Source organism: Notoacmeibacter sp. MSK16QG-6 (assembly GCF_024158145.1).
Lineage (GTDB): Bacteria > Pseudomonadota > Alphaproteobacteria > Rhizobiales > Rhizobiaceae > Notoacmeibacter.
Genome location: NZ_JAMYXM010000004.1, coordinates 209,927 through 236,235, shown reverse-complemented (window position 1 = coordinate 236,235; position 26,309 = coordinate 209,927). Strand labels below are relative to the sequence as shown.

Here is a 26,309-nt window from a genome sequence, read left to right as displayed (position 1 = left end):
GCGCATCGATGTCGCCGCCGCGAACAAGTCCTCAGTTCGTCATGCCGAGCGAGGTCAGAAGCTCTTGGTAAAAGCCGTCGTCCTTGGCGATACGATCACCGAAGGCGGACGCATCGAGATAGGCGGGCGTAAAGCCGAGATTGACCGACGCTTCTTTGAACTTCTCACTCTCGGTGGCTGCTTTGGCCGCGCTTTCGAGCTTGGCGATCACTTCCTTGGGTGTGCCTTTCGGTACGGCAAGCCCACGCCACATGGTGATGTTGATATCGACGCCCTGTTCGGAAGCGGTGGGCACGTCCGGAAGAATATCGACACGCTCATTGCCGGTAACGGCCAGAACAGAGATCTTGTTGGTATCGACATAGGACTTGAACTGTCCGGGCCACTGAATCGCGGCGTCGATACGCCCCGCCAGAAGCTCGACCGGAGCCTTGCCATCGCCATAGGAGATGTAGCTGACCTTATCGCCGATCCCCATCCAGTCGAACAGCGCCGCCGATGTCAGGTGCGTGAACGAGCCTTTGCCGGAAATACCGACCTTCAGCGTGCCGTCCATAGCCTTCACCGCTTCGGCCATGTCAGAAAGCGATTCCCATCCCTTGTCGCTGGAAACGGCCAAAGCCGGCGTCTCGACCGACACCTGGGCGACGGGCTCGAACGCAGTGTAGTCGAACGGAATCTTGCCGGTGTGATGGGACGTATTGATAGAGTTCGAATTCCAAACAATGTTGTAGCCGTCTGGCCGTGAACCCTGCACGAAGGCATAGCCAACCGCGCCACCGCCGCCTGGGCGACTGACCGGCACAACGGGATTGCCCAACTCGTCCGTCATGAGTTCAGACAGAACCTGGGCAATGGTATTCGCCGTACCCCCGAACAGAACGGTCATTTCGACCGGCTTCGTCGGGAAATCGGCAGCGGTAGCCGAAACGCTGCCGGCCATCCCAATGGCTGCGGCTGCCAGTACCCCTGTTGTTAAACGTGTAAGACTTTTCAGCATGTGTTCCTCCCTAGGGTGATCGGATCGGTGCAATGGCACGGCCGCCCTCCTGCGGCCGTGCCTTTCGCTTCGGAGTCGGTCGGCTCTTAGGCGGCCGTTTGCGCCTCCCTGCGCTTCTCCTGCAAGGCCGCCAGAACCTTCTCGGGCGTGGCGGGCAGGTCGCGGATCCTGACGCCGATAGCGTCATAGATTGCGTTCATCACCGCCGGCGCTGTCGGCACCAGGGCGGGTTCGCCGATACCCTTCGCGCCCAGCGGGCTGAGCGGATCGGGATCTTCGACGACGATTGAATTGATTTGCGGCACATCGAGCGATGTCGGCAGAATGTATTTGGCAAAGCCATGCGTCACGGCATGACCATCCTGCGTCTGGTAATCTTCCATGAGGGCCTGGCCGAGGCCCTGCACCACGCCGCCCTCGATCTGACCTTCCACGCCGCGCGGGTTGATCGCGCGCCCGACATCGTGCGCGGCCCAGATACCAAGAACCTGCACTTCACCGGTGATGGTGTCGACCTCAACCTCGGCAACCTGTGTGCCAAACACGTAGGCCTGCCATGGGCTGCCGGTGCCGTCCACGGGGTCAAGACCGGTACCGTGAGCGGTGAAGCTGCCCGAGCCGACCGGCACGACGCCGCGCTTCTTGCAGGTATCGACCGCCTCTTCCATCGTGATGCGCTTATTGGTGTTCTCGGCCCAGAGAAACCCGTCGAAACTGCGCAGATCGTCGACCGGCACATCCCATACCTTGGACATTTCATCGAATAGCCGGGACCGCGCCTCGCGGCAGGCCAGCGCCACCGAATTGCCGATCATATATGTCTGGCGGGTAGCGCCGGCGTGAGCCGCCTCTGGCGACCGCGCCGTATCGTTGTCGCCAATGGTGACCTGTTCAGGGCGCACACCCAGCTCTTCGGCGGCAACCTGGCTGAGCAGCGTCAGAATGCCTTCACCGATTTCCGTGACGCCCGTCACGACCTTTGCGGTGCCGCCATCGTCCAATTCGGCCCATGCGCCGGCACGGTCGATGGTCGCAGTGCGGGCGATCCCGTACCAGGAAGCGGCAACGCCGCGGCCTTTGAGCTTGCGTTTCATGATGCCACCTTTGCTTTCTCGATCTGAGTCGCGGCTTCCGCGAAGCGCGCGCCCAAGGTGCAGGGCTGGCGGGTATCCGGGCCACCGAGGTCACCGCGGGTTTCGCCGCGAACGGTGGGTGCGCCAGACTCCCAACGGCAGGCCTTTTCTGCTGCTTCCAGCACGGTGCCGATCGACGCCGAGTTCAGCTTCTGCTGAGTATGGGTTAGCGAACCGGCCTTCATCATATTGCGACGCCGGATTTCAAATGGATCGAGCCCCAGCTTTTCAGCGGCCATATCCATCATCGATTCCGTCGCGAACTGCGCCTGCATTCCACCGAAGGTTCGGAACGCGCCGGACGGCGTGTTGTTGGTGTAGACCACACGGGTATCGACTTTGAGATTGTGGATCTCGTACGGACCGCAGGACAGGATGGCTGCCTTGCGCATCACCCCTTCCGAAGACATGCCGTAGGCGCCGCCGTCCGAAAGCATCGAGAATTCGATGGCCGTGATCCGGCCGTCGCGGGTCAGGCCCATTTTGTAATGGGTGCGAGAGGGATGCCTCTTTGCCGAAGCGATGAAGGACTCTTCGCGTGTGAAGACCAGCTTTATCGGGCGATGGGTCTTCATCGCCGCCAGCGCCAGCATCCCCTGATAGATCATGTCTTCCTTGCCGCCGAAACCGCCGCCGACAGGAGACATGATAAACCGCACCTTGTTGATGGGCTTGTCGATGATGTGCGACAGCATATGCCGATGGTGCGTGATGTTCTGGCTCGGCGAAATCACCGTCACAACATCGTCGTGATCGACATAGGCGATGCCCGCTTCTGGCTCCAGATAGGCATGCTCGACCTGCTGGGTCGAGAAATCATCGGTGAGGATAATATCGGCCTCGGCAAAGCCTTTTTCGATATCGCCTTTCCGAACCGGAATATGCTTGACGACGTTGTCAGCCGCATAATCGTGAATCACCGGCGCGCCCTCTTTCAGGGCATCTTCGGGATCGTAAAGACCGGGCAGCTCTTCGTACTCGACCTCGATGAGGCGGGTGGCCTCACGAGCGATACGCACCGTATCGGCAGCCACTGCAGCGACCGCTTCGCCCACATGACGCACCTTGCCGCGCGCCATGATTGGCTGGTCGTGCACGAAAACGCCGAACCCATCGGTTCCCGGCACGTCTTCGCTGGTAATGACGCAGTGTACACCCGGCAGCGCCTCGGCCCGCGACGTGTCGATCTTCACGATCCGCGCATGCGCATGGGGTGAGCGCAGAACCTGCATATGCAGCATGCCCTGCATGTCCATATCACCGGCATATTTGAGACGGCCCGACACTTTGGATGGTGCATCCAGCCGGCGGGTGTTGTGACCGATGAAACTGCTGGCGGCCCCATCCTGGTTCAGCGCCGTCTGCGGTAGCTTTCCGGCAATCACATCGCGAGCGATTTCGACTGCCTCGAAAATCTTGGTGTAGCCGGTACAGCGACAGATATTGCCACCCATGCGCTCCTTGATTTCTTCGATCCCGGCATTGGGATTTTCGCGCAGGGCCGATGTAGCGGCCATGACCATACCGGGAATGCAAAAACCGCATTGGCTTGCGCCCGTCTTGTGGAATGCGCGCTGCACAGGCGTCAGTTCGCCCGGCGCGGCGAGTCCCTCGACGGTTTCGATATCCGCGCCTTGCGCCTTGGCAGCCGGCATCAGGCAGGATTTGACGAGCTTGCCGTCGACGAAAACGGAACATGTGCCGCATTCGCCGGCGCCGCAGCCTTCCTTTGTGCCGGTCAGAGTCAGATCATCGCGCAACAGGTCGAGAAGTCGCCGCGACGGGTCGACCTTACGGGCCACCTTTCGGCCGTTTACGGTGAAGTCGATGTTGAGATCAGGCATTGAGCGTCTCCCTCTGTTCGGGTTCCGGCTTCGGAGCGCCCAGCGCAACCAGGGCGTCCTCGATAGCGGCTTCGACGAAGCCGCTGGTCACGGCGCGGCGGTATTCCACACGGCTGCGCGAAGCGACCAGTTCAGCAGGTTTCAGGCTGGCCTGAGCGACCAGCTCGCGGGTCATTTCCTGCCCGCGCAACATCTCTTCGATGTCGTGAAGGCGGATGGGGCGCGGACCGATGCCGCCTATTGAGAGACGGATGTCCTCGAACACCTTGCCGCTGGCGTCGGTTCGCACCAGAGCTGCGCAGCAGACTGCGGATATGACGAGCGAGCGGCGCATTCCGACTTTCTGGAACGACCCGCCATACCCTTCCATCGCATCCACATAGACGGCAGTGGCGATCTCTCCGGCATCGAGCTCGGTGCGGCCGGGTCCGGTGACGAAATCAGCGACAGGAAGGCGGCGCGTAACGACAGCGCCATCCTGCAGCCGGGCCAGTTCTATCTCGCCATTCAGCGTAAGAACGGGCGGCAGGCCATCTCCGGCGGGCGAGGCGTTGACGATGTTGCCGACAAGCGTCGCCTGCTGGCGAATTTGATCGTCTGCGAACCAGGCGGCGCAATAGGGCATATTCGGCAGCAGCCGGATAAGCGTCTCATCTTCCAGAAACTGCTGGAAGACCATATTGGCGTTCAGCCGCACGCGGTCGCCCTGCACCTCATAGCCCTGCAACTCGCTGACACGTGTTATGTCGACCATGCAGGGCAGATGGACGTCGCCGGCGCGCCCGTCGCGCGCCCAGGGCAGAATATCGGTTGCACCGGCCACCAGACGGCTGCCTTCGGGCGCGTCGGCCCAGACCTGCAGCGCATCTTTCAGCGTGGTCGGCATGAGATATGTGTCACAAGTGAGCATATGGCTTTTCTCTCCTCCCCGGAGAATTGCGACCGGCCGTCAGTCTTGTTCAGGGGCGTAGAAAGTCCCCTCGATTTCAACGATGTCGTCCTGATTCAGGCGATCGACTTCGACGATGGTGCGCGGTGGATAGGGACCATCGCCCCACAATTCTTTCTGGATCGCATTCACAATGGGGCGGAAGCGGTACATGTCGGTAGTGTAGACAACCAGCCGCACCGCATCGCGCAGGCTCGCCCCTTCGGATTTCGCGATCAGCTGCATATTTTCGAACGCTTTACGCACGCGGGCTTCGTCACCTTCGACAAGTGCGTTGGTCGCGGCGTCGATGCCTCGCATCCCGGCGACATAGACAAAGTCGCCGGCGCGGGTTCCGAGCGCCCAGGTCGCAGTCGGCTGAATGCCGCCTTCAGGTGACAGGGTGCGCACGCCATTGGGCGAAACATCGTCCGCTGCGATCGCTGACGTCGCAAGCATACCGGCTGCGATGCAGATGGCGAGATGACGTATCATTGACGGCTCCTGTTCACCGGATGGCAAATTTCAGTTGGGTAAACTGCCGCGGCTGCCTGTCGGCGGCCGCGGCATGTCGGCAGGACTACTCAGCCGCAGCGCGTTGCTGCGCGGCATGCTTGTTGCGCACGACGACCTTGATGGCGTCCTCAACGCGATCCTTGGCGTAGCGCAGCGCTTCGGGCAGATCAGCCATATCGAAGGTGTGCGTGTGGATCAGCCCGGCATCGAAGCGCTTCTGCCGCATGAAGGCTTCGGCCCGGTGGGTCGCGGTCTTGCCTTCGCCACGGATGCCGTAGACGTAGATGTTGTTGCGAACCAGATAGGCCACGTCGATCTCTGGCGATGTGCCAGGGAAGGCAGCCAGGCAGATCTTGCCGCCACGATTGAGCATCAAAGCAGCTTCGTTCATAGAATTCGGCGCGCCAGAGCACTCGACCACATAGTCTGCGCCTTTGCCGCCGGTATATTCGCGAACCTTCTCGACAGCGTCTTCGTTGCGAACATTGATCACGTGATCGGCGCCTAGCTTGCGGCCGATCTCAAGACGGTTGTCACGGGTACCGGTGAGGATGACCGGCTGAGCGCCAAGCGCCTTGGCGACTGCCGCGCCCATCAGTCCGATCGGACCCGGCCCGGTCACCACGACGCTTTCTCCGGCAACCAGCCCGCCCAGTTCCGTCAGGCCGTACATTGCCGTACCGGCGGTGACAACCAGCGTCGCTTCTTCATCGCTCATGCTGTCGTCGACATGCACCAGCGTGTTGATGTTATTGACCTGATATTCGCCGAAGCCGCCATCGGTGGTGAAACCGTTTGCGCGATGGCCCTTGTCGACGTCGCCGTAATTCTTTCCGTAATTGTGACACGACGTGTACATGCCTTGGCGGCAGCGCTTGCACTGGCCGCAGCCGGCGTGAATCTCGACCGTTACGCGCTCGCCGATCTCGTATTCATCGACGCCCGGTCCGAGCGCGACCACGGTGCCCATATATTCGTGTCCAGGGGTGAAGTTCTTGTTGAACGGCTCACCGCCTTCGATCATCGCCGGCGGACCGTGATGGATGATCTCAAGATCGGTCGCGCAGATCGCCACGGCATCGATGCGGACGAGCACTTCAGCCTTCTTCGGCACCGGCACCGGCTTGTCGACATAGGTCAGTTCGCCAGGATCACCCAGCACCCAGGCTTTCATCGTCTCCGGCACCGGATAATCCGGATGTGTCTTGACCTCTTTGCTCATGGCCATGATTTTCAACTCCTCCTGAATATGCGGTGACCGTTAAGACCGGCTCACCTTCAATTGGTCCGACAGGGACCGCGCGCATTGCACGACCTGCCGGATGACGTGTGTTCTGTAGGCCTCGGTATTTCTCCGCGACGCGAATGTGACGGAGATCGACGCAATGACCGCGCCCTTCTCGTCACGAAGCGCCGAACCGCAACAGACAACGCCCTCTTCGATCTCCTGGTCGTCGATCGCAAAGCCGTTGCGGCGAACGTGCCGGAGTTCCTCCATCAGACCCGAAAGCGACGTGATGGTGCGATCCGTATAGGCGGGCATGCCGTTTTCAGAGATGACACGGACCATCTCGGCCTCAGGCAGCCAGGCAAGGATCGCCTTGCCCGTAGCTGTCGCATGTAGCGCAGTCATTTTCTTCAGCTCGTCCGCCTCGCGCACGGACTGGCTTTGACCGATGCGCATCTGGGTGACCAGATTGGTGCCGCGCAGAACGGCGAGTTGCACGCTTTCCGTCAGCTGCTCGGAAAGGGCTGTCAGCTTGGGCCGGACGAAATCGGACAGGTCGATCTCCTGCGATTTCATATCGACCAATTCGTTCAACCGCGATGACAGCATGTAGCCCCGGTTGCGACCTGCGTGCAGTACATAGCCGCGACCGACGAGCGTAGCGATCAGATGGTGGCAGGTCGACACATTCAACTGTGCGCGCGCTGCGATCTCGTTGAGCGCAAGCGGCTCGTTCGCAGCAGCCATGATCTCGATCAGGCTAAGCGCCCGCTCGACAGACTGAATTGTCCGGCCGCGCTCCTCCTGCCCATCAGACCAGGGAGACCCGACCATCATCGCATGACCTGCGGTGCCCCCCGCTACTGTCTGATTTTTATCGTTCATCAGGCGCTCTCCTCGACACGAAAACTGAGACTATATCGGCATAATGTCAATTAACTTGGAAATAATAAAATTCAATTTCATAATGTGAAAATAACGCGAATTGACCGCATACCGCTTGCGGGGTATCGCGGGATTACAAGGGCAGAGGAGATGACTGTGGCACTTGGATATCTGATCTATGTGAGCCAGGCGGAAGAGGGTCTGGACGACGACGGGCTGGCGGAAATTCTGACGCACAGCCGAAGCTACAACGCAGCCCATGATATTACGGGCGCTTTGCTTTTTGTTCAGGGACGGGACAACCGCCGCGGAAGCTTCATGCAGCTTCTGGAAGGCGAACCGGACGAGATCGAGCGGTTGCGAGCGCGCATTTTCGCCGATCCCCGGCACCATACAAAAGTGGTTCTGGAACAGGGGCCATTGGACAGCCGCAAATTTGCTGACTGGTCTATGTCATTTCGCAACGTGAAGCCCGAGGCGTTGGCCGCACATCCGGAATTTGCCGATATGGCCGAGCCGGCGTTTCTCGACCGCTGCCTGCGTAGCGAAGTATCGAAGGCGCTGCCGTTCCTTTGCGAGTTCTGGTACTCGGACCCCATCTGACCCGTTAGCAGGGCTCGGCACAAACTGCTGCCAAACTAATGCGAGCCGTCGGAGAGTCACGAGATGGTAGCGGAGGAGGGACTCGAACCCCCGACACAAGGATTATGATTCCTCTGCTCTAACCGACTGAGCTACTCCGCCCCGGGCGCCAGAAAAATTGCACGGTCGGTCATACCGCAGCGCCGCAAAGTGCGGCGGATATAGAAGCGCCTCCCATCGAGTGTCAAGCACCTGGAGTCCGATCAGACGAAAGATCGTACGCACCTGCAGGCGCTGCTCACGGCGCGGTTGCAGATAGGCGTTGCTAATATAATCGAATGCTCTGGTCACATCCTATGGCAGAGCGTCAAATGCCGTGACCAAATAATCTTTATCTCATTCAAAAACCAAGACATTCAGTTATTTAGCGCGATTAACGCAATCGGTGACAAAACGCGGCAGCCGCTTGCCCCAATATGGGGCAGCGAATAGAACCGGCCCGTATTTTGAGGATCTTCTTTCGGTATGAATCCACGCATAGGCGTCATCGGCTGCGGCTATTGGGGCAGCAATCACATCCGCACCCTCGCCTCCCTCGGCTATCTTGCCGCGGTCGCCGACATTAATGGACCGCGCGCGGAGGGCTTCGGTAGCGAATATGACGTTCCGGGCCTGACACCGCAGCAGGCCGTCGAGTCCGATGAACTGGACGCGCTCGTCCTGGCTCTGCCTCCGCAGTTTCATGCACAGACCGCCACGGCCGCAATCCGCACCGGTAAGGATGTCCTGGTGGAAAAGCCGATCGCGCTATCGGTCAGCGATGCCGAAGCGACGGTCGCTCTGGCAAGTGACGCCAAGCGCATCTTTATGGTCGGCCATGTTCTGCGCTTTCATCCGGCTTTCGAAGGTCTGAAGAAACTGGTCGACGACGGTGTGCTCGGCGAACTGCGCTATATCCATTCCCATCGCGTCGGGTTGGGTAAATTCCATACCGAAAACGATGCCCTCTGGGATCTTGCTCCGCATGATCTGTCCATGATCCTGGCGCTGACGGGTAAGGCGCCGGTCGACGTGCATGGCGAGGGCGCGGCCATGCTCGATCACCTTTCGGACTTCGCCCATCTGCATATGCGCTTTTCCGACCGTCTGAAGGGCCATCTCTTCGCATCGCGCCTGAACCCCTATCGCGAGCGTCGGCTCTCGGTGGTCGGCACGAAAGCGATGGCGGTCTTCGACGACGTCGAACCGCAGCACCGCAAGCTCGCGCTTTATCGGCATACGCTCTGGCAAGACAATGGCGCCTGGGCGGCAACGCAGGAGGAGCCTGAATTTCTTCCGATAGAGGCCGGCATGCCACTCACCCGCGAACTGGAACATTTCATCGACTGCATCCGCACACGCAACGCACCGCGCGCCGATGGCAACGAAGCAATCGATGTGCTGAAGATTTTGACGGCCGGCACCGTGCGTCACGACCGTACGGATAGGTGATAGGTAAGCACCGTCTGCGGCCGGTAAGGCCCGGCAACCTACTCCGCTGCGACCGTTCCGTTAGACAGCCGCGTCAGTGCAGCCTCCGCATCGGCGCTGCGTTCGCCGCGCAGGATGAACCCGCCGCCCAGCACGCGAGCGCGCGGGCCACCGTCTTCATAGAGAACACAGGCCTGCCCCGGCGCGACACCCGCCTCGCCGTGTAGATCGACATAGACACCGTTATCGTCTGCGAAAAGGCGCGCCGGCTTCGGCGGCCGCGACGAACGGATGCGCGCGACGACTTCCATGCCTTTGGAGCCCGCCATCTCCGTGATCGGCGCATCGCCTAGCCAGTTGATATCGCGCAGATAAACACGCCGTGTTTCCAGCGCATCGCCGGGGCCGACAATCAGCCGCGCCCGTTCGGCGTCGACCGCGACGACGTAAAGCGGCTCGCCAGTTGCAACACCGATACCGCGACGCTGGCCGACGGTGTAATTTATGATTCCCTCATGGCGGCCGAGCACACGTCCATCGAGGTGCACGATCTCACCGGGCTCGGCGGCATCGGGACGCAATTTGGCGATGATGTCGGAATATCGGCCCTGCGGCACGAAACAGATGTCCTGGCTGTCGGGCTTGGCCGCGATGGCAAGTCCCATCTCATCGGCCATTTCACGCACGCGGGACTTCGGTAGGTCGCCAAGCGGAAACCGCAGATAGTCGACCTGCTCCTGCGTGGTGGCGAAAAGAAAATAGCTCTGGTCACGGCTATCGTCGACCGGGCGGTACAGCGCCCGGTGCTTGCCGGCCTGGCGGCTGGAAATATAATGCCCCGTCGCCAGCGCATCGGCGCCGAGGTCCTTTGCGGTGGCAAGAAGGTCGGCGAATTTGACCGTCTGGTTGCACGCAATGCAAGGCACCGGCGTTTCACCAGATACGTAACTGTGAGCAAAAGTGTCGATCACGGCTTCCTGAAAGCGGCGCTCATAATCCAGAACATAGTATGGAATGCCCAGATGCTCAGCCACGCGCCGGGCATCGTCGATGTCCTGGCCGGCGCAGCACGAGCCGGCGCGCTTGGTCGCCTCGCCATGATCGTAGAGCTGGAGCGTGATGCCGATCACGTCATAGCCCTCGGATGCCAGAAGACCGGCCACCACGGATGAATCGACGCCGCCGCTCATGGCGACGACGACGCGTGTCTCCTCTGGCGGCTTTGGCAGATCAAGGCTGTTCATCGTGGCGGCGTCCAACATTGTCACCATCGGCAATCGTTTGACGGCGATATAGGCCAAGTCGACCGAGAACGCCAATGCCGTCCCGCGCCGGCACACCTGCACGCTGCCAATCCTTACCAAAATACAGTTCTACGGTTTACCAGTCTAAAGAAAGGCTTATCGGCCGGTTAGGCGGTTCTTAAGAGCCACCGCCTATTCTCCACTGGATTGGTCTTGAATTTGTGTAGAGTGTACAATGACCGAATTGGCTCGCCCACGTGTGAAATATGTCATCGGCCCCGATGGCAGCCCTTTGACAATTGCCGACCTTCCGCCCACCAATACAAGGCGCTGGGTCATCCGTCGAAAAGCTGAAGTCGTAGCCGCCGTTCGAGGCGGGTTGCTTTCGCTTGAGGAAGCCTGCCACCGCTATCACCTCTCGATGGAAGAGTATCTGTCCTGGCAGGCTTCGATCGACGAATACGGCTTGGCGGGTCTGCGCACAACGCGAATACAGCAATACCGCCATTAGGCGGGTTTCATCCTTCTGATTTCTGCTGCGCACACGCTGATCGCCACACGAGGCGCTCGGCCGACAAGGTCTGTTGCCTTGGTCGAAACGCTATCAGAAAAGCGCGGCGGCCCCGCTCCACGTCAGTTGCATGGACAGAACGAACAGGATGATCTGGATCACCCTCAGGTAGGTCCGTTCGCTCAGCCATTGCGACAGTAACCGACCTCCAAACGTGCCGATTATGGCTGCAACGCACAGCAGCGCGACCAATCCCATATCATCGGCCTTCATCAGGCCGAGGGACAGGTAGGCCGGCAGCTTGGCCAGATTGATCGCGGCGAACACGATCGTCGTTGTGCCGGCAAAAACCATTTTTGGCAGATTTTGCGGCAGGACGTACGCCTGATAGGGCGGCGCCGCCGAGTGGCTGACAAAAGATGCCAGTCCCACCAACACACCCCAAAACCCTCCCCAGAAAAGGGACGGCTGAGAAACTTTGCGTGAGTCCGAGCGCGATTCCAGCCAGGCCCAGCCGCAATATCCCAGACCGATAAGGCCGGTCGCCAGCGTGAAAATCGCTTCCGGCACATGCGGTTCGATAAGTGTGCCGGTCAATACGCCAACGAAGCCGGCGGGAATGAGCACTTTGAGATTCCATGCATCCCATTCGCGTCGGTAAAGCCACACTCCCACAACGTCCGAAATGATGAAGATCGGAAGTAGAAGGGCGGCGGCGGATAGCGGATCCATAAAAAAGGCCACGAGCGGCACGGCGAGCGTACCTGCTGCTGCGATCCCGCCTTTTGCCAGACCGACAATCAGCGCGGCGAGCAGGAGGACGAGAAGTTCTGGCGTAATCATAAAATCAAATTTCGAAAGCGCAGCCCCCAACCGGACGAAGGCCGGCGCTGAATCGGAGCTGCTAGAAAAATCGCTTATTACGGTTCGGAAAGTTTCCTTGCCCGAATGTTCGTCTACCCCACTCTTCAGGACAAAGTCCAATGGGTGAGGCCGATGACGAACGAGAAAGCCGAGCGAACCACAGGAGCGGGTAGAAAATCTGACCGTCGCGACCCGGCAGGTGGATGGGGCTCGATCCGCGGTATCGCCGAAATCACTGAAGAAGCCGATCCGGAATTCGGCGTTGCCGATACGCTACGCCGACTCAACAAACCAGGCGGCACCATGTGCGTTTCGTGCGCCTGGCCGAAGCCGGAAAATTATCATGCGTTCGAATTCTGCGAGAATGGCGCGAAGGCGACAATCTGGGAATTGACGAAGGATCGCTGCACGCCGGAATTCTTCGAAACCCATACCGTGACCGAACTGCGCGGCTGGACCGATCACAATCTGGAAATGACAGGCCGGCTCACCGAGCCAATACGTTACGACGCTTCGCGTGACACCTATGTTCGCGCAAGCTGGGAGGAAGCTTTCACCGCCATCGGTGACAGGCTCAAGGTACTCGATCCGAAATCGACGGTGTTTTATGCCTCCGGCCATGCTGGTCTGGAAGCATCCTTCCTGTACGGGCTTTACGCTCGGCTCTACGGCCACAACAATCTTCCGCAAAGCTCCAACATGTGCCACGAGACCACTTCGGTCGGCCTGAAGGAGGTAATCGGCTCGTCTGTCGGCACGGTTATTTGGGACGATCTGGAAAAGGCCGATGCATTTTTCTTCTTCGGTCAGAACCCCGGCACAAATGCGCCACGCTTCCTCCATCCCTTGACCGCCGCAAAGAAGCGCGGCGCGAAGATCGTCACCTTCAATCCAATCCGTGAACAGGGGCTGGTCTCTTTTACCAACCCGCAAAGTCCCGTCGACATGGCAACCGGCGCGGAAACGAAGATCTCCGACCGCTACTATCAGCTTAAGTCGGGCGGCGATGTCGCGGCCATTCTCGGTCTCTGCAAATATGTGATTGAGAAGGACGACGAAGCAAAAAGGAGTGGCGGCCGCCGGATCATCGACCAGGCCTTCATCGACGAGCACACCACCGGCTTCGACGATTTCATCGCCTTTGCCCGCGCCGCCGACTGGGAAGACATCGAGAAGGCGTCCGGACTTTCGGAAAGCGATCTACGCGAAGCGGGCCACATCTATATTTCGTCTGAGCGCGTGATCGGCGTTTACGGCATGGGACTGACGCAACACAGCCATGGCGCGCTCAACATCGCCATGCTGGTGAACCTGCTTCTTCTGCGTGGGAATATCGGTAAGGAGGGCGCGGGCTGCTGCCCCGTGCGCGGCCACTCCAACGTGCAGGGCCAGAGGACGGTCGGCATTTCAGAGAAGCCGAGCCTGATCCCGAACGACCGTTTGCGCGAACTGTTCGATTTCGAACCGCCGATGGAAGAAGGCTATGTCGTGACCGAAGCGCTGCAGGCGGCGATGGATGGCGACGTGAAAGCCATCGTCAGCCTCGGTGGCAATCTTTGCCGTGCGTTGCCCGAAAGCGACCGCGTCGAAAAGGCATGGAGCGATCTCGACCTTACCGTGATGATCTCGACCAAGCTGAACCGCAGCCATCTCTTCCCCGGCAAGAGCGCATGGATATTGCCCTGCCTCGGTCGCGCCGAGATCGACCGGCAGGCGACGGGCAATCAGGCCGTTTCAGTGGAAGACAGCTTCTCCGGCATTAACGGCTCGCTCGGCAAACGCACGCCCGCATCCGATCACCTCAAGAGCGAACTCGCCATCGTTGCCGGCCTTGCCAAGGCGACGCTGCCCGACAATCCGAACGTGAAATGGGACGAATGGACCGCCGATTATGGTTTGGTCCGCGACCTGATCGAAGCCTGCTATCCCGATGATTTTCAGGACTACAACAGGCGGCTCTTTCAGCCAGGCGGGTTCTGGCGCGGCAACCCGGCCCGCGAGCGCATATGGGAGACCGAAAGCGGCAAGGCGGTCATCACGACGCCGGACCGTCTGCATTCGCGCAATTTTGAGGAGAAGGAAGGCCGCTACATACTGATCACGCTCCGCTCCAACGATCAGTTCAATACTACGATCTATGGTTTTTCGGACCGTTTCAGGGGCATCGAGGGCACACGTGACGTTGTGCTGATGAACGAGGCGGACATCGCGGCTGCGGGACTGCAAACAGGCGATACCGTGGCGCTGATCTCGGACAACGACACGCCCGATGGCGGCAATCGCCGCCTTGCCGGCCTGACTCTCACCGCTTACGATATTCCGCGTGGAACGATTGCCGGCTACTATCCCGAATGCAACGTCCTGATCGCGCTCGATCATGGCGATAAAAAATCGAAAACCCCTGCCAGCAAATCGATCCCGGTGCGGCTTGAGCGCGACAGCAGCTAAGAGAAATCCAGGCCCAGATCGAGCGTTCGGACAGAGTGGGTCAGCGCGCCGACGGAGATATAGTCGACGCCGGTTGCAGCCACTTCGGCAATCCGTTCCAGCTTCATATTGCCGGATGCTTCCGTTTTGATCTGTCCATCCACCATGCGAACGGCTTCGGCCAACATCGGCGTATCCATATTGTCGAGCAGGACGTTATGCGCCCCGCCCTCTTCCAAAACCTCGGCAAGCTGATCGAGTGTATCGACCTCGATCTCGACCGCCATCATGTGGCTGGAGCTTGCCTTTACGGCCCGCAGCACGTCCCGAACGCCGCCAGCCGCAGCGATGTGATTGTCCTTGATGAGGATCGCGTCGGACAGCGAATAGCGATGGTTAAAGCCGCCGCCGTGCAGCACCGCCAGCTTCTCTGCAATTCGGAGGCCCGGCGTCGTCTTGCGCGTACAGGTGATGCGCGTGGATGTCCCCGCCGCTTCGGCGACGAATGCACCGGTCATGGTCGCGATACCACTCAACCGCCCGGCGAAGTTCAAAGCCACCCGCTCGCCCATGAGTATGGACGCAGCCTCGCCTTCGATCGCCATGACGATGGCGCCAGCCTCGCAGGCCTGCCCATCCTCGACAATCACCGACACGACAAGTTGCGGATCGACCAGTCGAAAGGCCAGCGCGGCAATCGCCATGCCGGAGATGCGCCCCGCTTCTCGTGCGCGCATCTCAGCGCGCCAGCGCGTACCGGACGGGATGACCGCGCGCGTCGTGGCATCGCCGTAAGCGCCCATATCTTCCAGCAGCGCGTTGCGAACCATCGGTTCAAGAACAAGGTCTGGAACGCGCATCGCGGCATCCGTCATTGCGCTGGCTCCGGCTGCTCAACCGCCACGCGACGAATGGCGAGCGCTTCGTCGAGAGTCATCTTCGTTCGCTTGGCCAGTTGCGGATCGGGTGCCGGGAAATCTGAACGATAATGGCCGCCGCGCGATTCCTCGCGCTTCAATGCCGCCGCCGTGATCAGCGTCGCCGTCGCGATCATATTGGCAAAAGCATCCGAGGGCTCGGTATCTCGCTCAAGCGCATCGATCTTACGAAGAGCAGTTTTCAAACCTTCGGCATCGCGTACCACACCGACGTGATCGGTCATCAGCTGCCGGATTTCGGCGACAGCCGCCTGATCCGCCAATGCGCCGCCTTCCTCGAAATCGATGCTGACTTCGGCGATATTTTCACCTGAAATGCCCAGTTCCTTGGCCATGTCCTCAGCCGCACTGGATGCGATGACCAACGCTTCGAGAAGACCGTTGGAGGCAAGCCGGTTCGCGCCATGAAGCCCCGTAGACGCCACTTCCCCCGCCACCCACAATCCGTCCAACGAGGTCCGACCGGTCACATCGGCCGCGACCCCGCCCATGTGATAATGCGCGGCAGCGTTGACTGGAATAGCCTCTGCGACGGGATCGATCCCCGCCTCGCGGCAAGCTTCAGCCACAGCCGGAAATTGCGTCAGAACCTTTTCGCCCAACGCATCGCGTGTATCGAGCATGGGCCGCATACCCTGCTGGCTCTGGCTGAAAATCGCGCGGGCGACGATGTCGCGCGGCGCCAATTCCATGTCGGGGTGAACGCCCTCCATGAAGCGCTCACCGTCCTTGTTGATAAGGGTCGCTCCCTCGCCTCGCAGCGCTTCTGTCGCAAGTGGAGCGGGATCGATGCCGGCATCGATGGCCGTCGGATGGAACTGCACGAATTCCGGGTCGCCGATCACCGCACCGGCACGGGCAGCCATTCCAATCACGTGGCCCCGGATGCGCGGTGGATTGGTCGTGATCGCGTAGAGACCGGCCGAGCCGCCACCTGCCAGCAAATGCGCTGCACCACGTAGCAAAACCGGCTGTGTGGAAGGCTCCGATGCACGTTCGATGAAGACGCCCGTAACGCGCCCCTCCTGCACCTCCAGGCCGCTCGCCAGCGTGTTCGTCAACACCTGGATCGATGGCGTCTGGACGACTTTCTCGATCAGCGTCGCCATGACAGCGCGACCCGCCTGATCGCCCTTCACCTTGGCGATACGCGGATGGCTGTGCGCTGCCTCTAAGCCAAGAACGTATTCACCATCGTCACGGTCGAACGGCGTGCCCAGCGCGGTCAGGTGGCGCACATGCTCCGACGCAGCGGAGGTCACGAAAGCCGCGACAATCGGATCGACCGTGCCAGCCCCTGCAACCTCAGTGTCATGCGCATGTTGCGAGGGCGCGTCATCGTCACCCAGCGAGGCGGCGATGCCGCCCTGCGCCCAGCCTGACGAAGCGCCCTGCCCCAGCGATTCCGGCGAGATGAGAACTACCGGCCGCGGCGCCAGATTGAGTGCGGCGTACAGCGCAGCAAGGCCAGCGCCGACGATAACGACGCGTTCGGTATCGATAATATTTCCCCCCATCAGTCGATCCTGTCCGTCAGTTCTTCAGTGACGAGGAAAGGTCGATCATCTTCTGCACGCTCTGCCGTGCTTTTTCGGCAATCTGCGGATCGACATGCACCTCGGGGCTCATCGTATGCAGGCTCCAGAGGATTTTCTCCAATGTGATCTTCTTCATATAGGGGCACATATTGCATGGCTTGGCGAACTCGACCTCCGGCAGGCTGTCGGAAATGTTCGACGCCATCGAGCATTCCGTTACCAGCATTGCCTTTTTCGGCTTGTTGTCGCGCACCCAGCCGATAATGCCCGAGGTCGAACCGGTGAAGTCGGCTTCCGCCACCACATCCGGCGGGCATTCAGGGTGAGCGATGATTTTCATCTCCGGGTCGCTCTCGCGGTAGCTCTTCATATCGTCCGCCGTATACAGCTCGTGGACGATGCAGCTTCCCGGCCAGTAGACGACGTTTTTGGTCGATTGTGCTGCGACATTCTGCGCCAGATACTGATCCGGCGTCATGATCACAGTATCGCTTTCCATACTCTCAACGATCGAAAGCGCGTTGGAGGACGTGCAGCATATGTCGGACGCCGCCTTCACCTCGGCCGTCGTGTTGACGTAGGACACGACCGGCGCCCCCGGATATTTCGCGCGCATCTCCTCAATGCCTTCGGCCGTGATACTTTCAGCCAGCGAACAGCCGGCACCCATATCCGGGATCAGGACCGTCTTGTCCGGATTCAGGATTTTCGACGTCTCGGCCATGAAGTGCACGCCGCACTGGACGATCACCTGCTCTTCGACCCGCGTCGCCTCGATGGCGAGTTGCAGGCTGTCGCCGACGAAATCCGCCACGCCATGATAGATATCCGGCGTCATGTAATTATGCGCCAGAATGACAGCGTTGCGCTCTTTTTTGAGTCGATTGATCGCTTCGATGTAGGGGGCATGGAGCGCGAAATCCGCTTGCGGCACCACACGGTCCATGCGCTCATAAATCTCGCCCAACTCTTTCGCCCGCGCCATGGATGGCGTCAGGTCGTAGTGGTTGGCAAGCTCCGCCTGCATGGCAGCCATATCGTTCATCGCGATCTCCAGTCGGAAGAAGGGACGGACGTTCATGTAGGCAAGAGTGGCGGTAAAAGCCATTCTTTTTCCGTCACGGCAACGATCGCCAGGACAAACTCAATCGGAATTTCAGATGATTAGCCTATTGCGGCTTGAGAATCATAGGCAGACCGGCTGCCATGAAGACCACTCTATCGGCTCTCTGCGCGATCCGCTGGTTCAACTCACCCTGAGCATCGCGAAACCGCCGGCCGAGCGCGTTGTCCGGTACGATGGATAGACCCACCTCGTTCGAGACCAGAACGGTCGATCCGCTGCGCCCGTTGAGCGCCTTTTCCAACGCCTCTATTGCGGCCTGAACATCAAGTTCGCCGAGAATGAGGTTGCTGAGCCAGAGGGTCAGGCAGTCGACAAGGACGGGACGATCTTCTGGCACCTCAGCCAATGCCTCTGCCATCCGCAGCGGCGCTTCCACCGTTTCCCAGTCACTGGCCCGGCGGCTCCGGTGTAAAGCAATGCGGGCCTTCATCTCGTCGTCGAAAGCCTGGGCCGTTGCGATGTATGTCCACGGCGCAGATAAAGCGGTCACAAGTTTCTCGGCATAGCGTGACTTGCCGGACCGCGCTCCGCCGAGAACGAGCGTGATGTTACCGGTCGTCAAAGGCGTATCGTCCCCGGCCGATTCATGTTTCAGCCCGACGTTGATGCCAGGGCATCATGCGAAGGAGCACATCGTTTTTGTAATGGAAATGATTGACGAACGCGCCGACGATATGGAGGACGATGAGCACCAGAAGAACTGTCCAAAGAGTTTCGTGGACTTCTTCGGCAGGCTCAATCCCTCCGAAAAAGGCGGCCAGACCCGTGAGCGGCATCACGATGAGGACTGCGTAAAGAAGGAGATGCGTTGCCTTTGCCAGCCAATGCGCCCAGTTCGGAACATCTTGCGGATGAGGCGGACGTCCATGGCTATAGCGGTCGTAGAGGCGTGTCAGCATCGACAGCAGCACAAGAACGCCGAATGCCACATGCGTATAAGCGAGCACGGCCTCGCTCGTATCGACCGTCCGTCCCCTCTCTTCAGCATGGAGAAGTCTGCCGACATCGTGACCGGTCCACCACTGCACGATTATGAAAGCGACGACCGCCCAATGCAGAAAGACATGAAGCGTCGACCAGCGGGAGGGCTGACCGGTTCGGCTGGTTGAAATCTCGCTCATTGAAACATCTTTCCTCAGTACGGCCCGATTGCGACTTCCTTTGTTTCATAGCTCAAGAGACTGATAAGGTCATGGTTTCCAATATTAAAATCCGTTCAAGATTCAATGGTGCCGATCATGAGTCTTAACTGGCTCGAAGCCCGACATCCGATCATCCAGGCGCCAATGGCCGGAATTTCCACACCTGAACTGGCGGGTGCTGTTTGTAATGCTGGAGCGGTCGGATCGCTTGGACTTGGCGCGATGAACGCAGAAGCTGCCGAGGAGACGATCGGGAATCTGCGATCGCGAACGGAACAACCTTTTATTCTCAATGTCTTCTGCCACAGCAACGAGCCCTCCGATCTGGAGGTGGAACGGGAGTGGCTCGCGAAGCTCGACGCCGAATTCGTCCGTTTCGGAGCCGCCGCGCCCGAAAGCCTGACGACGCCTTATACGCCCTATCAGGACGATCTGGACATGCAGGCGCTGATGCTACGAGAAAAGCCAGCGGCGCTGACCTTCCACTTTGGATTGCCGGACCGGAACCATATCGCTGCTCTCAGGAAGGCCGAGATAAGTCTGGGCGCAACGGCCACGAATGTGACCGAGGCCCAAATCATTGAGAAAGCCGGGCTGGATTTCATTGTTGCGCAGGGCTGGGAGGCTGGCGGCCATCGAGGCATGTTCAATCCAGCCGCAAAGGATGAGCAACTGCCGGCCAATCGGCTTCTCGATGCGTGTCTTTCTGTGACGAAGTTGCCGGTAATCGCGGCCGGCGGACTGATGACCGGAACCGGTATTGCCAGGGCAATCGGTCGGGGAGCGAGGGCCTGCCAACTTGGAACGGCGTTTACAGGCTGCCCGGAAAGCGCCGCCTCACAAGCACAGCGCCTTTGGCTGGCTGACAAAAATCGCCAGACCGTCATGACCCGTGCGATATCGGGCCGCCCGGCGCGCGGTTTTGCCAATCGTCTGACCGATATCGGAGAAGAGGCTGGAGATCGCGCCATTCCGGCCTACCCGAGAACTTATAGCGCGGGAAAGGCGCTCCATAGCATCGCAAGCGCGCAGGACTGCCACGATTACGGCGCGTTCTGGGCTGGTACAGGCCATGCCAAAAGCAGGCCTATGCCTGCGGCGGACCTCGTCACCAATCTGGTTCGTGAGTGGAAGGAAGCCGCTTCCGAATAAGTGTCCGGCGCCGATCAAATCACCTCTTCGGGCGCCAGTTCTTCCGCGCGGGCCAGTTCGCGTTGCAGGCGCGCCGCTTCCTCGGCGGACGGAGTCGACAGCCACGCCATCAAAAGATAGACGACTGGCGTCAGGTACAGCGTTGCGATAGCCGACAGTCCAAGCCCCCCAACGATGACGTAGCCGAGAGCGTTTCGCGCTTCAGCCCCTGCCCCGCTTGACAGGATCAGGGGCAGTGCACCGAAGATCGTCGAAATCATTGTCATCATGATCGGCCGCAACCGCAAAATGGCCGCCTCCTCGACCGCCTCGCGCACGCTTCGCCCAGCATTTCTGAGCTGATTGGCGAACTCGACGACCAGAATGCCGTTCTTCGCCATGATGCCCACCAGCAGCACCAGCCCGATCTGGCTGTAAACATTAAAGCTGATGCCCAGCAGCGCCATCGCCCAGATTGCGCAGGCAAGGCCGACCGGCACCGTGGCCATGATGATGAGCGCCGAAACAAAACTTTCGAACTGCGCCGCCAGCACGAAAAGGACGACGAGAATAGCGATACCGAAGGTCATCAGCAGATCGGTCGTCGATTTATCCAGCACCGCCGCTTCCGATAGAGGGATCATGCTTACACCGTCCGGGAGGATCGGCTCGGCAAGGCTTGTCAATTCTTCGAGCGCTGCCGCCAGGGCCAGTCCGTTAGGAGACACCGTGACGGTGACAGCACGTTGCTGCTCTTCACGGCCCAGCGAGGACGCTGCCGAGGTTTCGGTCAGCGTGGCGATGGAGGAAAGCGGCACCATTCTTCCGCCATTGGCCTTCAGGTAGACGTTCTCCAGATCGGTTGGATCGTCGATAGGGCGGATCGTCGAAACCAGTTTCACCGGAAAGGCGCGATCCGCAATGAACACGCTGCCGACCTCGCGGCCGTCGAGCATGGCCTGAAGGGCGGTGGAAAGCCCGGAGAAGTCGATGCCGAGATCGGCGGCCCGCTCCCGATTGATCGAAACGGACAATTGCGGTGTCGAGGCCGAATAATCCTGGCGCGCATTGGAAAAGCGTGGATCGGTTTTCAGCTTATCGACCAGCGTTTCGGCGGTTTCGCCCAATACGCGATAACTCGGCCCCGTCAGCGCCACGCGGAGGCCCCGCCCGGCGCCCCGTATGCCGAGCGAGTTCGGCTGGATGGCGAAGGCTCGAACCCCGGCGACCTTGCCGACGGCGGTATTGATGTCCCCGACAATATCGTTCTGACTGCGTTCACGCTCGTTCCACGGCGCCAGGGTGAGCACCATGAAGCCGCCGCCCCGGCTGCGATTGCCAGAGAAAGAGAAGATGTTTTGTACCTCGCCGCTCTCGCGGAGCGGCACCATCAGAGTTTCGATCTCCTGTAACTTGGTAGCGGTATATTCCGGCGCGACACCGGATGCGACGCTGACGGATAGAAGAGCGACTGAGCGGTCCTCCAGCGGCAGCAATTCGCGGTCGACGCTTTGAAAGGCAATCCAAGCCGAACCGGCGAAGACAACCATCGCCAGGACGACAGCGAAGGGGAATGCCAGCGCGGCCCGCAACGTCCCCCTGTATAAGCCTTCGAGGCCCGATCCGATGCGCCCGAAGATCGATGAGCGGTCTGCTTGCCCTTCTCTCCGCGCTTTAAGGAGACGCGATGCGAGCATCGGACAGAGCGTCAGCGCGACGAGGCTGGAGAGCGTCACCGCGAACGCCAGGACGAAACCGAATTCACCGAACAAACTGCCTGCCTGGCCTGGGAGGAAGGATACAGGCACGAAGACAGCGATAAGCGTAGCCGTCGTGGCGACCACCGCGAAAAAAACTTCGCGAACCCCCAACACGGCGGCGGCGCGTGGACCGAACCCCGCATTGCGTTTTCGCACGATATTTTCCAGCACGACGATGGCGTCGTCCACCACCATGCCAGTTGCCAGAACCAGCGCGAGCAGGGTAAGAATGTTGATGGAAAACCCGGAAAGCCAGATGGCGGCGAACGTGCCGACAAGCGCGACGGGGATCGTCACTGTGGGAATGAGTGTCGCTCGCCAGTCCAGCAGAAACAGAAAGATCACCGCTACCACCACGACCACGGCGATCAGCAGCGAATTTCGAACCTCGGTGATCGCCCCGCGAACGAAGGTAGCATCGTCGCTCGTCACTTGGATCGAGACGCCTTCCGGCAAACGGCTTTGAATATCGTCGACTGCAGCGCGGACACCGTCCGAGATGGTCAACGTATTCGACGACGCCTGCCGGATGATTCCCATGCCTACGCCGGTCTGCCCGTTGGCGCGCAGGTTCGATCCCTCAATATCTGGACCAAGCGTCACACTTGCGACATCACCGAGCCGCACACGATCGGCCAATACGATGGCCTCGAAATCTTCCGCGGTGGTGACATCGCTTTGCGCACGGACCACCAGATTCTGTCCGCCGCTCGTCAACGATCCCGCCGGCACGTCGAACGAGAGCGAGGAGAATGCGCTGGTCAAATCGCCCGGAGAAAGACCGCGCGCGGCAAGGGCGTCTGGATTGAGGTCGACTAGAAACACCTTTTCCTTCTCGCCGTAAATATCCACGTCAGCGACGCCATCAACAGCATTAAGCCGGTCGACGATTTCGTCCTCGACCAAAACGGTGAGATCCGCCACGCCCAGACTGTCAGACGTGACGGCGATCCGCATCACCGGCTCAGAATCGGAATCCGCCTTGACGATACGGGGTTCGTCGGCATCGTCAGGCAACTGGTTGGTAATCTGCGCCACCGCGTCGCGAAGATCGGCGGCGGCGACGGAAATATCGGTCGATGAAGAAAACTCCGCCGTCACGCGGCTGCTTCCCTGCGACGATGACGACGATATCGTCTCCAGCCCCGATACACGCGCAGCGGCCGCTTCGATGACAGCCGTCACTTCCCGGTCGACCGCTTCGGGCGCAGCGCCGCTCCAGCTTGTCCGGACACTGACGACAGGGCGATCGACATTGGGCAGTTCGCGAACCTCGCCGCCATAGATACCGGCGAGGCCAGCAACGATGATCAGCAGATTGACAACCAGCGCGAAAACCGGACGCCGAATGAAAAGCGATGTGCCGCTGGTCGCGATCTCTGCCGGAGAGGGACGCGGCAGAGAGCCGCCCTGCCGTGTCTCCGATGTCTCACTCACCGGCCTGACGCCCTTTGCCGCCCGTTGAACGGATAGACGCCGTCGAACCCGCTTTAGCGCCGGCATTCGCGATCTGCACGCCGCCGCCCTCGCGAACGCTCTCGACGCCCTCTTCGATAACAACCATACCCGCCGAAAGATTCTCGCCTTCTACCAGCACGAGATCGGTGTTGCGCTGGATCACCGAGATGGGCGTTTTGGCGACCGTTTCGTCTTCGCCTAGCGTCCAGACATATGCACCGTCATTGTTCCATTGAATGGCGAGCGGCGGGACCGCGAGCTGACGATTGCCTTCGAGTTCGAACTGGATCTGAAAACTCATACCCGGCCGCAGAAGACCTTCCGTGTTTGGAATTTCGCCGCGCACGCGCAAAGTGCGACTTGCCTCTTCCAGACGGTTATCGATGCTGTTGATCTCGCCCTCGAATGTCGCGCCTGGCACCGCTTCGGTTTGCGCCTTGAACGCGGAATCGGCGGATATGACGGCCGCCAAACGCTCTGGAACATAGAAAGTCACAAGCAGCGAAGAATAATCCTCGATCCGCACAATATCGGTGCTCGTCGTCAGCATCTCTCCGGGATCGACCTCGACAATACCGACGGTTCCGCCGATCGGCGCTTCGATCCGCCGCTGAGAGAGTGCGAATTGCGCCTCCCGCAACGCCACTTCCGCCGTCGCCAGGTCGGAGCGTGCCTGATCGGTTTCAACGCTTGAAATGGTTCCGCGATCGCTCAACCGGGCGTAGCGCTCGACTTTTTCCCGCGCCAGATCGACGCTGAGTTGCGCCCGCTCCACCGCCAGAACCTGCGCCTCATCCTGCAACTGGACGATCAGATCGCCAGTTTCGACGCGATCGCCGCTTTTCACCGCAATAGATTTAATCTGCCCGGCTTCATTCGGCCGAAGTGTGACGGATTGCAGCGAAAGGCCCGTGCCGATGGTCTCGAACCGCCGGTCCATGGTGGCTTCGCTCACCTCGGCGACTGTTACCAGCGGATTACCGAATCCGCCTCCTCGGCGACCTCGTCCACCTCGGCCGGAACCACCATCCTGCCCCATCGCCGAAGCTTCTTCGGCCGCCTCTGGCGCCAGCACGGCCAATGCACCGAGTCCGTTCTCGTTCAGGACATTACGCGCATTGGGATCGAGCCAGACCCAGAAGGCGAACGCGATGGCGGCGACTATGAGGCACGCCAGAAACTGCTTTAGGAAACTGATGAATCGCAAGGGCTTGGCCGGGTGCTCATTCTGTTACACACTCAACCAATATAAGAGATAACAATCGCTTTTTGTCTTAATATTCGGTGAGATTGGCAAGGATGGGCTGCAGTTCCTCTTTTCAACAGTTTCTATCGGTCCTCAGCGCACCGCATCGTGGATGAGATCGTGCATGAAGCCCAACTTCGTCATAACCGAGCGGTTCAACACAAACGGATAGAGATCTGGCTGACCCATTGAACGATTGATGGCGTTTGCGGCGATGGTGACGGGCACCCAGGCTTCGCCGAGCGCCGCGACGCTTTTCGCATCGTAGCCGTCACCCACATCGTCGAGCGCAGCGTTCTGCCCGGATATGGCCTGCGTCGCGGCGCTGATGATCCCGTAGGACCGCGCCGTCTCGATCGTATCCGTCATATGAAGATAGTGCGCCCAGGTCTCAGCGAAATCTTCCCACGGATGAGCGGTTGCATAGGACGAGATGTAGTGATCGGCCCAGTCAACCGGCGCGCCATTTTCATAGTGTTTCTGCAGGGCTTCGCCATAATCCGCACGCTCATCGCCGAAAAGTTCGCGGAAAGCGTCGAGTCGACCGCCATCGCGAACGAGAATATCCCAGTAGTAATGCCCCACTTCATGGCGAAAATGGCCGATCAGGGTGCGATAAGGCTCGCCCATCGCCTTTCGGTTAGCTTCGCGTGTGGCGTCGTCGCCCTCGGCTATGTTGATCGTGATCAGCCCTTCATCGTGCCCCGTCAGGACGCGGTTGACCGTGCCATCGGGCATTTCCTCATCGGAGAGGAAATCGAAGATTAGCGGCTCCTTAGCGTCCGACTGCGCATTTGGATGAGGCAGCCCCCATCGCATGATCGAATAGAACAGGGCGCGCTTGCCGGCTTCCAGCGCAGACCACAGCGCCTGATTGCCCTCGATGCTTAGATTGGGGATCGTGCGGTTGTGCCGGCAACAGGTGCAGCGGTCGTGATCTGTGCTGGCGTCGATCAGCCAGTTGCAGGCCGCCGCGGAATGATTGCGGCAGAGCCGGTATTCACCGGACGCCGCGCCGACGCCAGCCCAGGAGCCGTCACCGACCTCTTCGATGGCGACCATCTGCGTCGTCGACGGGTCGAAGCCGAGGCGGCGTTCGCAATGACCGCAAAAGTGGTTGTCGAAATAGACTTCCTCGTCACAGGACGAGCAGTAAAATCGTTTCATCGCAATGTCCGAATTATTTGAGGCCCGCAGCCATTCGCCCTTCAAACGGTAAAAGCCTATAAGGGTTGCGGACAAATTGGAAAAAAAGCGAAAGCAGGCCGCCCCTTCCGAAAACGATCAATCGGGATTAGAACGCCTCGCTTTCCGGCCGACAAAACCACTCCAATTGGG

Annotated in this window: 22 protein-coding genes and 1 tRNA gene; 5 read left to right on the top strand and 18 right to left on the bottom strand. The window is 59.9% G+C overall.

What is annotated here, in order from left to right:
* Positions 1–31: 31 nt before the first annotated feature.
* The 7 genes from NIM86_RS13600 to NIM86_RS13570 form a co-directional block, all read right to left on the bottom strand.
* Entirely contained in the window at positions 32–1,000 is a 969-nt protein-coding gene (locus tag NIM86_RS13600) for a tripartite tricarboxylate transporter substrate binding protein (RefSeq protein WP_253382913.1), read from the bottom strand.
* A gap of 86 nt (positions 1,001–1,086) precedes the next feature.
* A complete protein-coding gene (locus NIM86_RS13595) occupies positions 1,087–2,094 on the bottom strand; it encodes a xanthine dehydrogenase family protein molybdopterin-binding subunit (protein ID WP_253382911.1) in 1,008 nt (335 codons plus the stop codon).
* Positions 2,091–3,977, bottom strand: coding sequence for a molybdopterin cofactor-binding domain-containing protein (locus tag NIM86_RS13590; RefSeq protein ID WP_253382910.1), 1,887 nt, complete (start codon positions 3,975–3,977; stop codon positions 2,091–2,093). Before NIM86_RS13590 ends, NIM86_RS13595 begins: the two co-directional genes overlap by 4 nt.
* The gene (locus NIM86_RS13585; RefSeq protein WP_253382909.1) at positions 3,970–4,887 is read right to left on the bottom strand and encodes a xanthine dehydrogenase family protein subunit M; all 918 of its coding nucleotides are present in this window, start codon (positions 4,885–4,887) and stop codon (positions 3,970–3,972) included. Before NIM86_RS13585 ends, NIM86_RS13590 begins: the two co-directional genes overlap by 8 nt.
* Before the next feature lie 39 nt (positions 4,888–4,926).
* Positions 4,927–5,400 (bottom strand): RidA family protein, encoded by a 474-nt coding sequence (locus NIM86_RS13580; RefSeq protein ID WP_253382908.1) that lies wholly within the window; start codon positions 5,398–5,400, stop codon positions 4,927–4,929.
* An 85-nt stretch (positions 5,401–5,485) separates the two neighbouring features.
* Complete coding sequence (locus NIM86_RS13575; protein ID WP_253382907.1) at positions 5,486–6,649, bottom strand: zinc-binding dehydrogenase; 1,164 nt, start codon at positions 6,647–6,649, stop codon at positions 5,486–5,488.
* Positions 6,650–6,682: 33 nt separating this feature from the next.
* On the bottom strand, positions 6,683–7,534 hold the full coding sequence (locus NIM86_RS13570; RefSeq protein WP_253382906.1) for an IclR family transcriptional regulator: 852 nt from the start codon (positions 7,532–7,534) through the stop codon (positions 6,683–6,685).
* A 150-nt stretch (positions 7,535–7,684) separates the two neighbouring features.
* Between NIM86_RS13570 and NIM86_RS13565 the strand changes: the two genes are divergently transcribed.
* The gene (locus tag NIM86_RS13565; protein ID WP_253382904.1) at positions 7,685–8,137 is read left to right on the top strand and encodes a BLUF domain-containing protein; all 453 of its coding nucleotides are present in this window, start codon (positions 7,685–7,687) and stop codon (positions 8,135–8,137) included.
* A gap of 64 nt (positions 8,138–8,201) precedes the next feature.
* On the opposite strand, the gene NIM86_RS13560 is transcribed toward NIM86_RS13565, so the two are convergent.
* A tRNA-Met gene (locus NIM86_RS13560) sits at positions 8,202–8,278 on the bottom strand.
* 363 nt (positions 8,279–8,641) lie between these two features.
* On the opposite strand from NIM86_RS13560, the gene NIM86_RS13555 reads away from it, so the two are divergent.
* Positions 8,642–9,607, top strand: a complete 966-nt coding sequence (locus NIM86_RS13555) for a Gfo/Idh/MocA family protein (protein WP_253382902.1) — start codon at positions 8,642–8,644, stop codon at positions 9,605–9,607.
* Between the two features lie 38 nt (positions 9,608–9,645).
* Here NIM86_RS13555 and mnmA read toward each other — a convergent pair whose 3' ends face one another.
* Positions 9,646–10,830: a tRNA 2-thiouridine(34) synthase MnmA gene (gene mnmA, locus NIM86_RS13550; protein ID WP_253382972.1), complete on the bottom strand. Its 1,185-nt coding sequence runs from the start codon at positions 10,828–10,830 to the stop codon at positions 9,646–9,648.
* 235 nt (positions 10,831–11,065) lie between these two features.
* Between mnmA and NIM86_RS13545 the strand changes: the two genes are divergently transcribed.
* The gene (locus NIM86_RS13545) at positions 11,066–11,341 is read left to right on the top strand and encodes a DUF1153 domain-containing protein (RefSeq protein ID WP_253382900.1); all 276 of its coding nucleotides are present in this window, start codon (positions 11,066–11,068) and stop codon (positions 11,339–11,341) included.
* 93 nt (positions 11,342–11,434) lie between these two features.
* On the opposite strand, the gene NIM86_RS13540 is transcribed toward NIM86_RS13545, so the two are convergent.
* Complete coding sequence (locus tag NIM86_RS13540) at positions 11,435–12,184, bottom strand: sulfite exporter TauE/SafE family protein (RefSeq protein WP_253382898.1); 750 nt, start codon at positions 12,182–12,184, stop codon at positions 11,435–11,437.
* Between the two features lie 153 nt (positions 12,185–12,337).
* Here NIM86_RS13540 and NIM86_RS13535 point away from each other — a divergent pair, with 153 nt between their 5' ends.
* Positions 12,338–14,653 carry an FdhF/YdeP family oxidoreductase gene (locus tag NIM86_RS13535; protein WP_253382896.1) on the top strand — a complete coding sequence of 772 codons (2,316 nt, stop codon included), beginning with the start codon at positions 12,338–12,340 and terminating at the stop codon, positions 14,651–14,653.
* Here NIM86_RS13535 and nadC read toward each other — a convergent pair.
* The 5 genes from nadC to NIM86_RS13510 form a co-directional block, all read right to left on the bottom strand.
* Positions 14,650–15,492 (bottom strand): carboxylating nicotinate-nucleotide diphosphorylase, encoded by an 843-nt coding sequence (nadC, locus tag NIM86_RS13530; protein ID WP_253382894.1) that lies wholly within the window; start codon positions 15,490–15,492, stop codon positions 14,650–14,652. The genes NIM86_RS13535 and nadC overlap by 4 nt on opposite strands.
* A gap of 11 nt (positions 15,493–15,503) precedes the next feature.
* On the bottom strand, positions 15,504–17,087 hold the full coding sequence (locus NIM86_RS13525; protein ID WP_253382892.1) for an L-aspartate oxidase: 1,584 nt from the start codon (positions 17,085–17,087) through the stop codon (positions 15,504–15,506).
* Positions 17,088–17,103: 16 nt separating this feature from the next.
* Positions 17,104–18,153 (bottom strand): quinolinate synthase NadA, encoded by a 1,050-nt coding sequence (gene nadA, locus NIM86_RS13520; protein ID WP_371872901.1) that lies wholly within the window; start codon positions 18,151–18,153, stop codon positions 17,104–17,106.
* Positions 18,154–18,277: 124 nt separating this feature from the next.
* Positions 18,278–18,796 carry a bifunctional adenosylcobinamide kinase/adenosylcobinamide-phosphate guanylyltransferase gene (gene cobU / locus NIM86_RS13515; RefSeq protein WP_253382890.1) on the bottom strand — a complete coding sequence of 173 codons (519 nt, stop codon included), beginning with the start codon at positions 18,794–18,796 and terminating at the stop codon, positions 18,278–18,280.
* 22 nt (positions 18,797–18,818) lie between these two features.
* The gene (locus NIM86_RS13510; protein WP_253382889.1) at positions 18,819–19,355 is read right to left on the bottom strand and encodes a cytochrome b; all 537 of its coding nucleotides are present in this window, start codon (positions 19,353–19,355) and stop codon (positions 18,819–18,821) included.
* A gap of 117 nt (positions 19,356–19,472) precedes the next feature.
* On the opposite strand from NIM86_RS13510, the gene NIM86_RS13505 reads away from it, so the two are divergent.
* On the top strand, positions 19,473–20,528 hold the full coding sequence (locus tag NIM86_RS13505) for a nitronate monooxygenase family protein (protein WP_253382887.1): 1,056 nt from the start codon (positions 19,473–19,475) through the stop codon (positions 20,526–20,528).
* Positions 20,529–20,542: 14 nt separating this feature from the next.
* Here the strand turns inward: NIM86_RS13505 and NIM86_RS13500 are convergent, their stop codons facing one another.
* The 3 genes from NIM86_RS13500 to NIM86_RS13490 all read right to left on the bottom strand — a co-directional run bounded on the left by NIM86_RS13500 (position 20,543) and on the right by NIM86_RS13490 (position 26,138).
* On the bottom strand, positions 20,543–23,704 hold the full coding sequence (locus NIM86_RS13500) for an efflux RND transporter permease subunit (protein WP_371872898.1): 3,162 nt from the start codon (positions 23,702–23,704) through the stop codon (positions 20,543–20,545).
* Positions 23,697–24,932, bottom strand: coding sequence for an efflux RND transporter periplasmic adaptor subunit (locus NIM86_RS13495; protein WP_253382885.1), 1,236 nt, complete (start codon positions 24,930–24,932; stop codon positions 23,697–23,699). Before NIM86_RS13495 ends, NIM86_RS13500 begins: the two co-directional genes overlap by 8 nt.
* A 132-nt stretch (positions 24,933–25,064) precedes the next feature.
* Positions 25,065–26,138 carry a putative zinc-binding metallopeptidase gene (locus NIM86_RS13490; RefSeq protein ID WP_253382884.1) on the bottom strand — a complete coding sequence of 358 codons (1,074 nt, stop codon included), beginning with the start codon at positions 26,136–26,138 and terminating at the stop codon, positions 25,065–25,067.
* Positions 26,139–26,309: the final 171 nt, after the last annotated feature.

What these genes read in the sequence shown, in the direction of transcription:
- mnmA (WP_253382972.1), bottom strand. Translation starts at nt 10,830, where the DNA reads ATGAACAGCCTTGATCTGCCAAAGCCGCCAGAGGAGACACGCGTCGTC.
- NIM86_RS13575 (WP_253382907.1), bottom strand. Translation starts at nt 6,649, where the DNA reads ATGGCCATGAGCAAAGAGGTCAAGACACATCCGGATTATCCGGTGCCG.
- NIM86_RS13580 (WP_253382908.1), bottom strand. Translation starts at nt 5,400, where the DNA reads ATGATACGTCATCTCGCCATCTGCATCGCAGCCGGTATGCTTGCGACG.
- NIM86_RS13490 (WP_253382884.1), bottom strand. Translation starts at nt 26,138, where the DNA reads ATGAAACGATTTTACTGCTCGTCCTGTGACGAGGAAGTCTATTTCGAC.
- NIM86_RS13595 (WP_253382911.1), bottom strand. Translation starts at nt 2,094, where the DNA reads ATGAAACGCAAGCTCAAAGGCCGCGGCGTTGCCGCTTCCTGGTACGGG.
- NIM86_RS13570 (WP_253382906.1), bottom strand. Translation starts at nt 7,534, where the DNA reads ATGAACGATAAAAATCAGACAGTAGCGGGGGGCACCGCAGGTCATGCG.
- nadA (WP_371872901.1), bottom strand. Translation starts at nt 18,153, where the DNA reads ATGAACGATATGGCTGCCATGCAGGCGGAGCTTGCCAACCACTACGAC.
- NIM86_RS13505 (WP_253382887.1), top strand. Translation starts at nt 19,473, where the DNA reads ATGAGTCTTAACTGGCTCGAAGCCCGACATCCGATCATCCAGGCGCCA.
- nadC (WP_253382894.1), bottom strand. Translation starts at nt 15,492, where the DNA reads ATGCGCGTTCCAGACCTTGTTCTTGAACCGATGGTTCGCAACGCGCTG.
- NIM86_RS13535 (WP_253382896.1), top strand. Translation starts at nt 12,338, where the DNA reads ATGACGAACGAGAAAGCCGAGCGAACCACAGGAGCGGGTAGAAAATCT.
- NIM86_RS13585 (WP_253382909.1), bottom strand. Translation starts at nt 4,887, where the DNA reads ATGCTCACTTGTGACACATATCTCATGCCGACCACGCTGAAAGATGCG.
- NIM86_RS13540 (WP_253382898.1), bottom strand. Translation starts at nt 12,184, where the DNA reads ATGATTACGCCAGAACTTCTCGTCCTCCTGCTCGCCGCGCTGATTGTC.
- NIM86_RS13545 (WP_253382900.1), top strand. Translation starts at nt 11,066, where the DNA reads ATGACCGAATTGGCTCGCCCACGTGTGAAATATGTCATCGGCCCCGAT.
- NIM86_RS13555 (WP_253382902.1), top strand. Translation starts at nt 8,642, where the DNA reads ATGAATCCACGCATAGGCGTCATCGGCTGCGGCTATTGGGGCAGCAAT.
- NIM86_RS13525 (WP_253382892.1), bottom strand. Translation starts at nt 17,087, where the DNA reads ATGGGGGGAAATATTATCGATACCGAACGCGTCGTTATCGTCGGCGCT.
- NIM86_RS13565 (WP_253382904.1), top strand. Translation starts at nt 7,685, where the DNA reads ATGACTGTGGCACTTGGATATCTGATCTATGTGAGCCAGGCGGAAGAG.
- NIM86_RS13590 (WP_253382910.1), bottom strand. Translation starts at nt 3,977, where the DNA reads ATGCCTGATCTCAACATCGACTTCACCGTAAACGGCCGAAAGGTGGCC.
- NIM86_RS13510 (WP_253382889.1), bottom strand. Translation starts at nt 19,355, where the DNA reads ATGAGCGAGATTTCAACCAGCCGAACCGGTCAGCCCTCCCGCTGGTCG.
- NIM86_RS13600 (WP_253382913.1), bottom strand. Translation starts at nt 1,000, where the DNA reads ATGCTGAAAAGTCTTACACGTTTAACAACAGGGGTACTGGCAGCCGCA.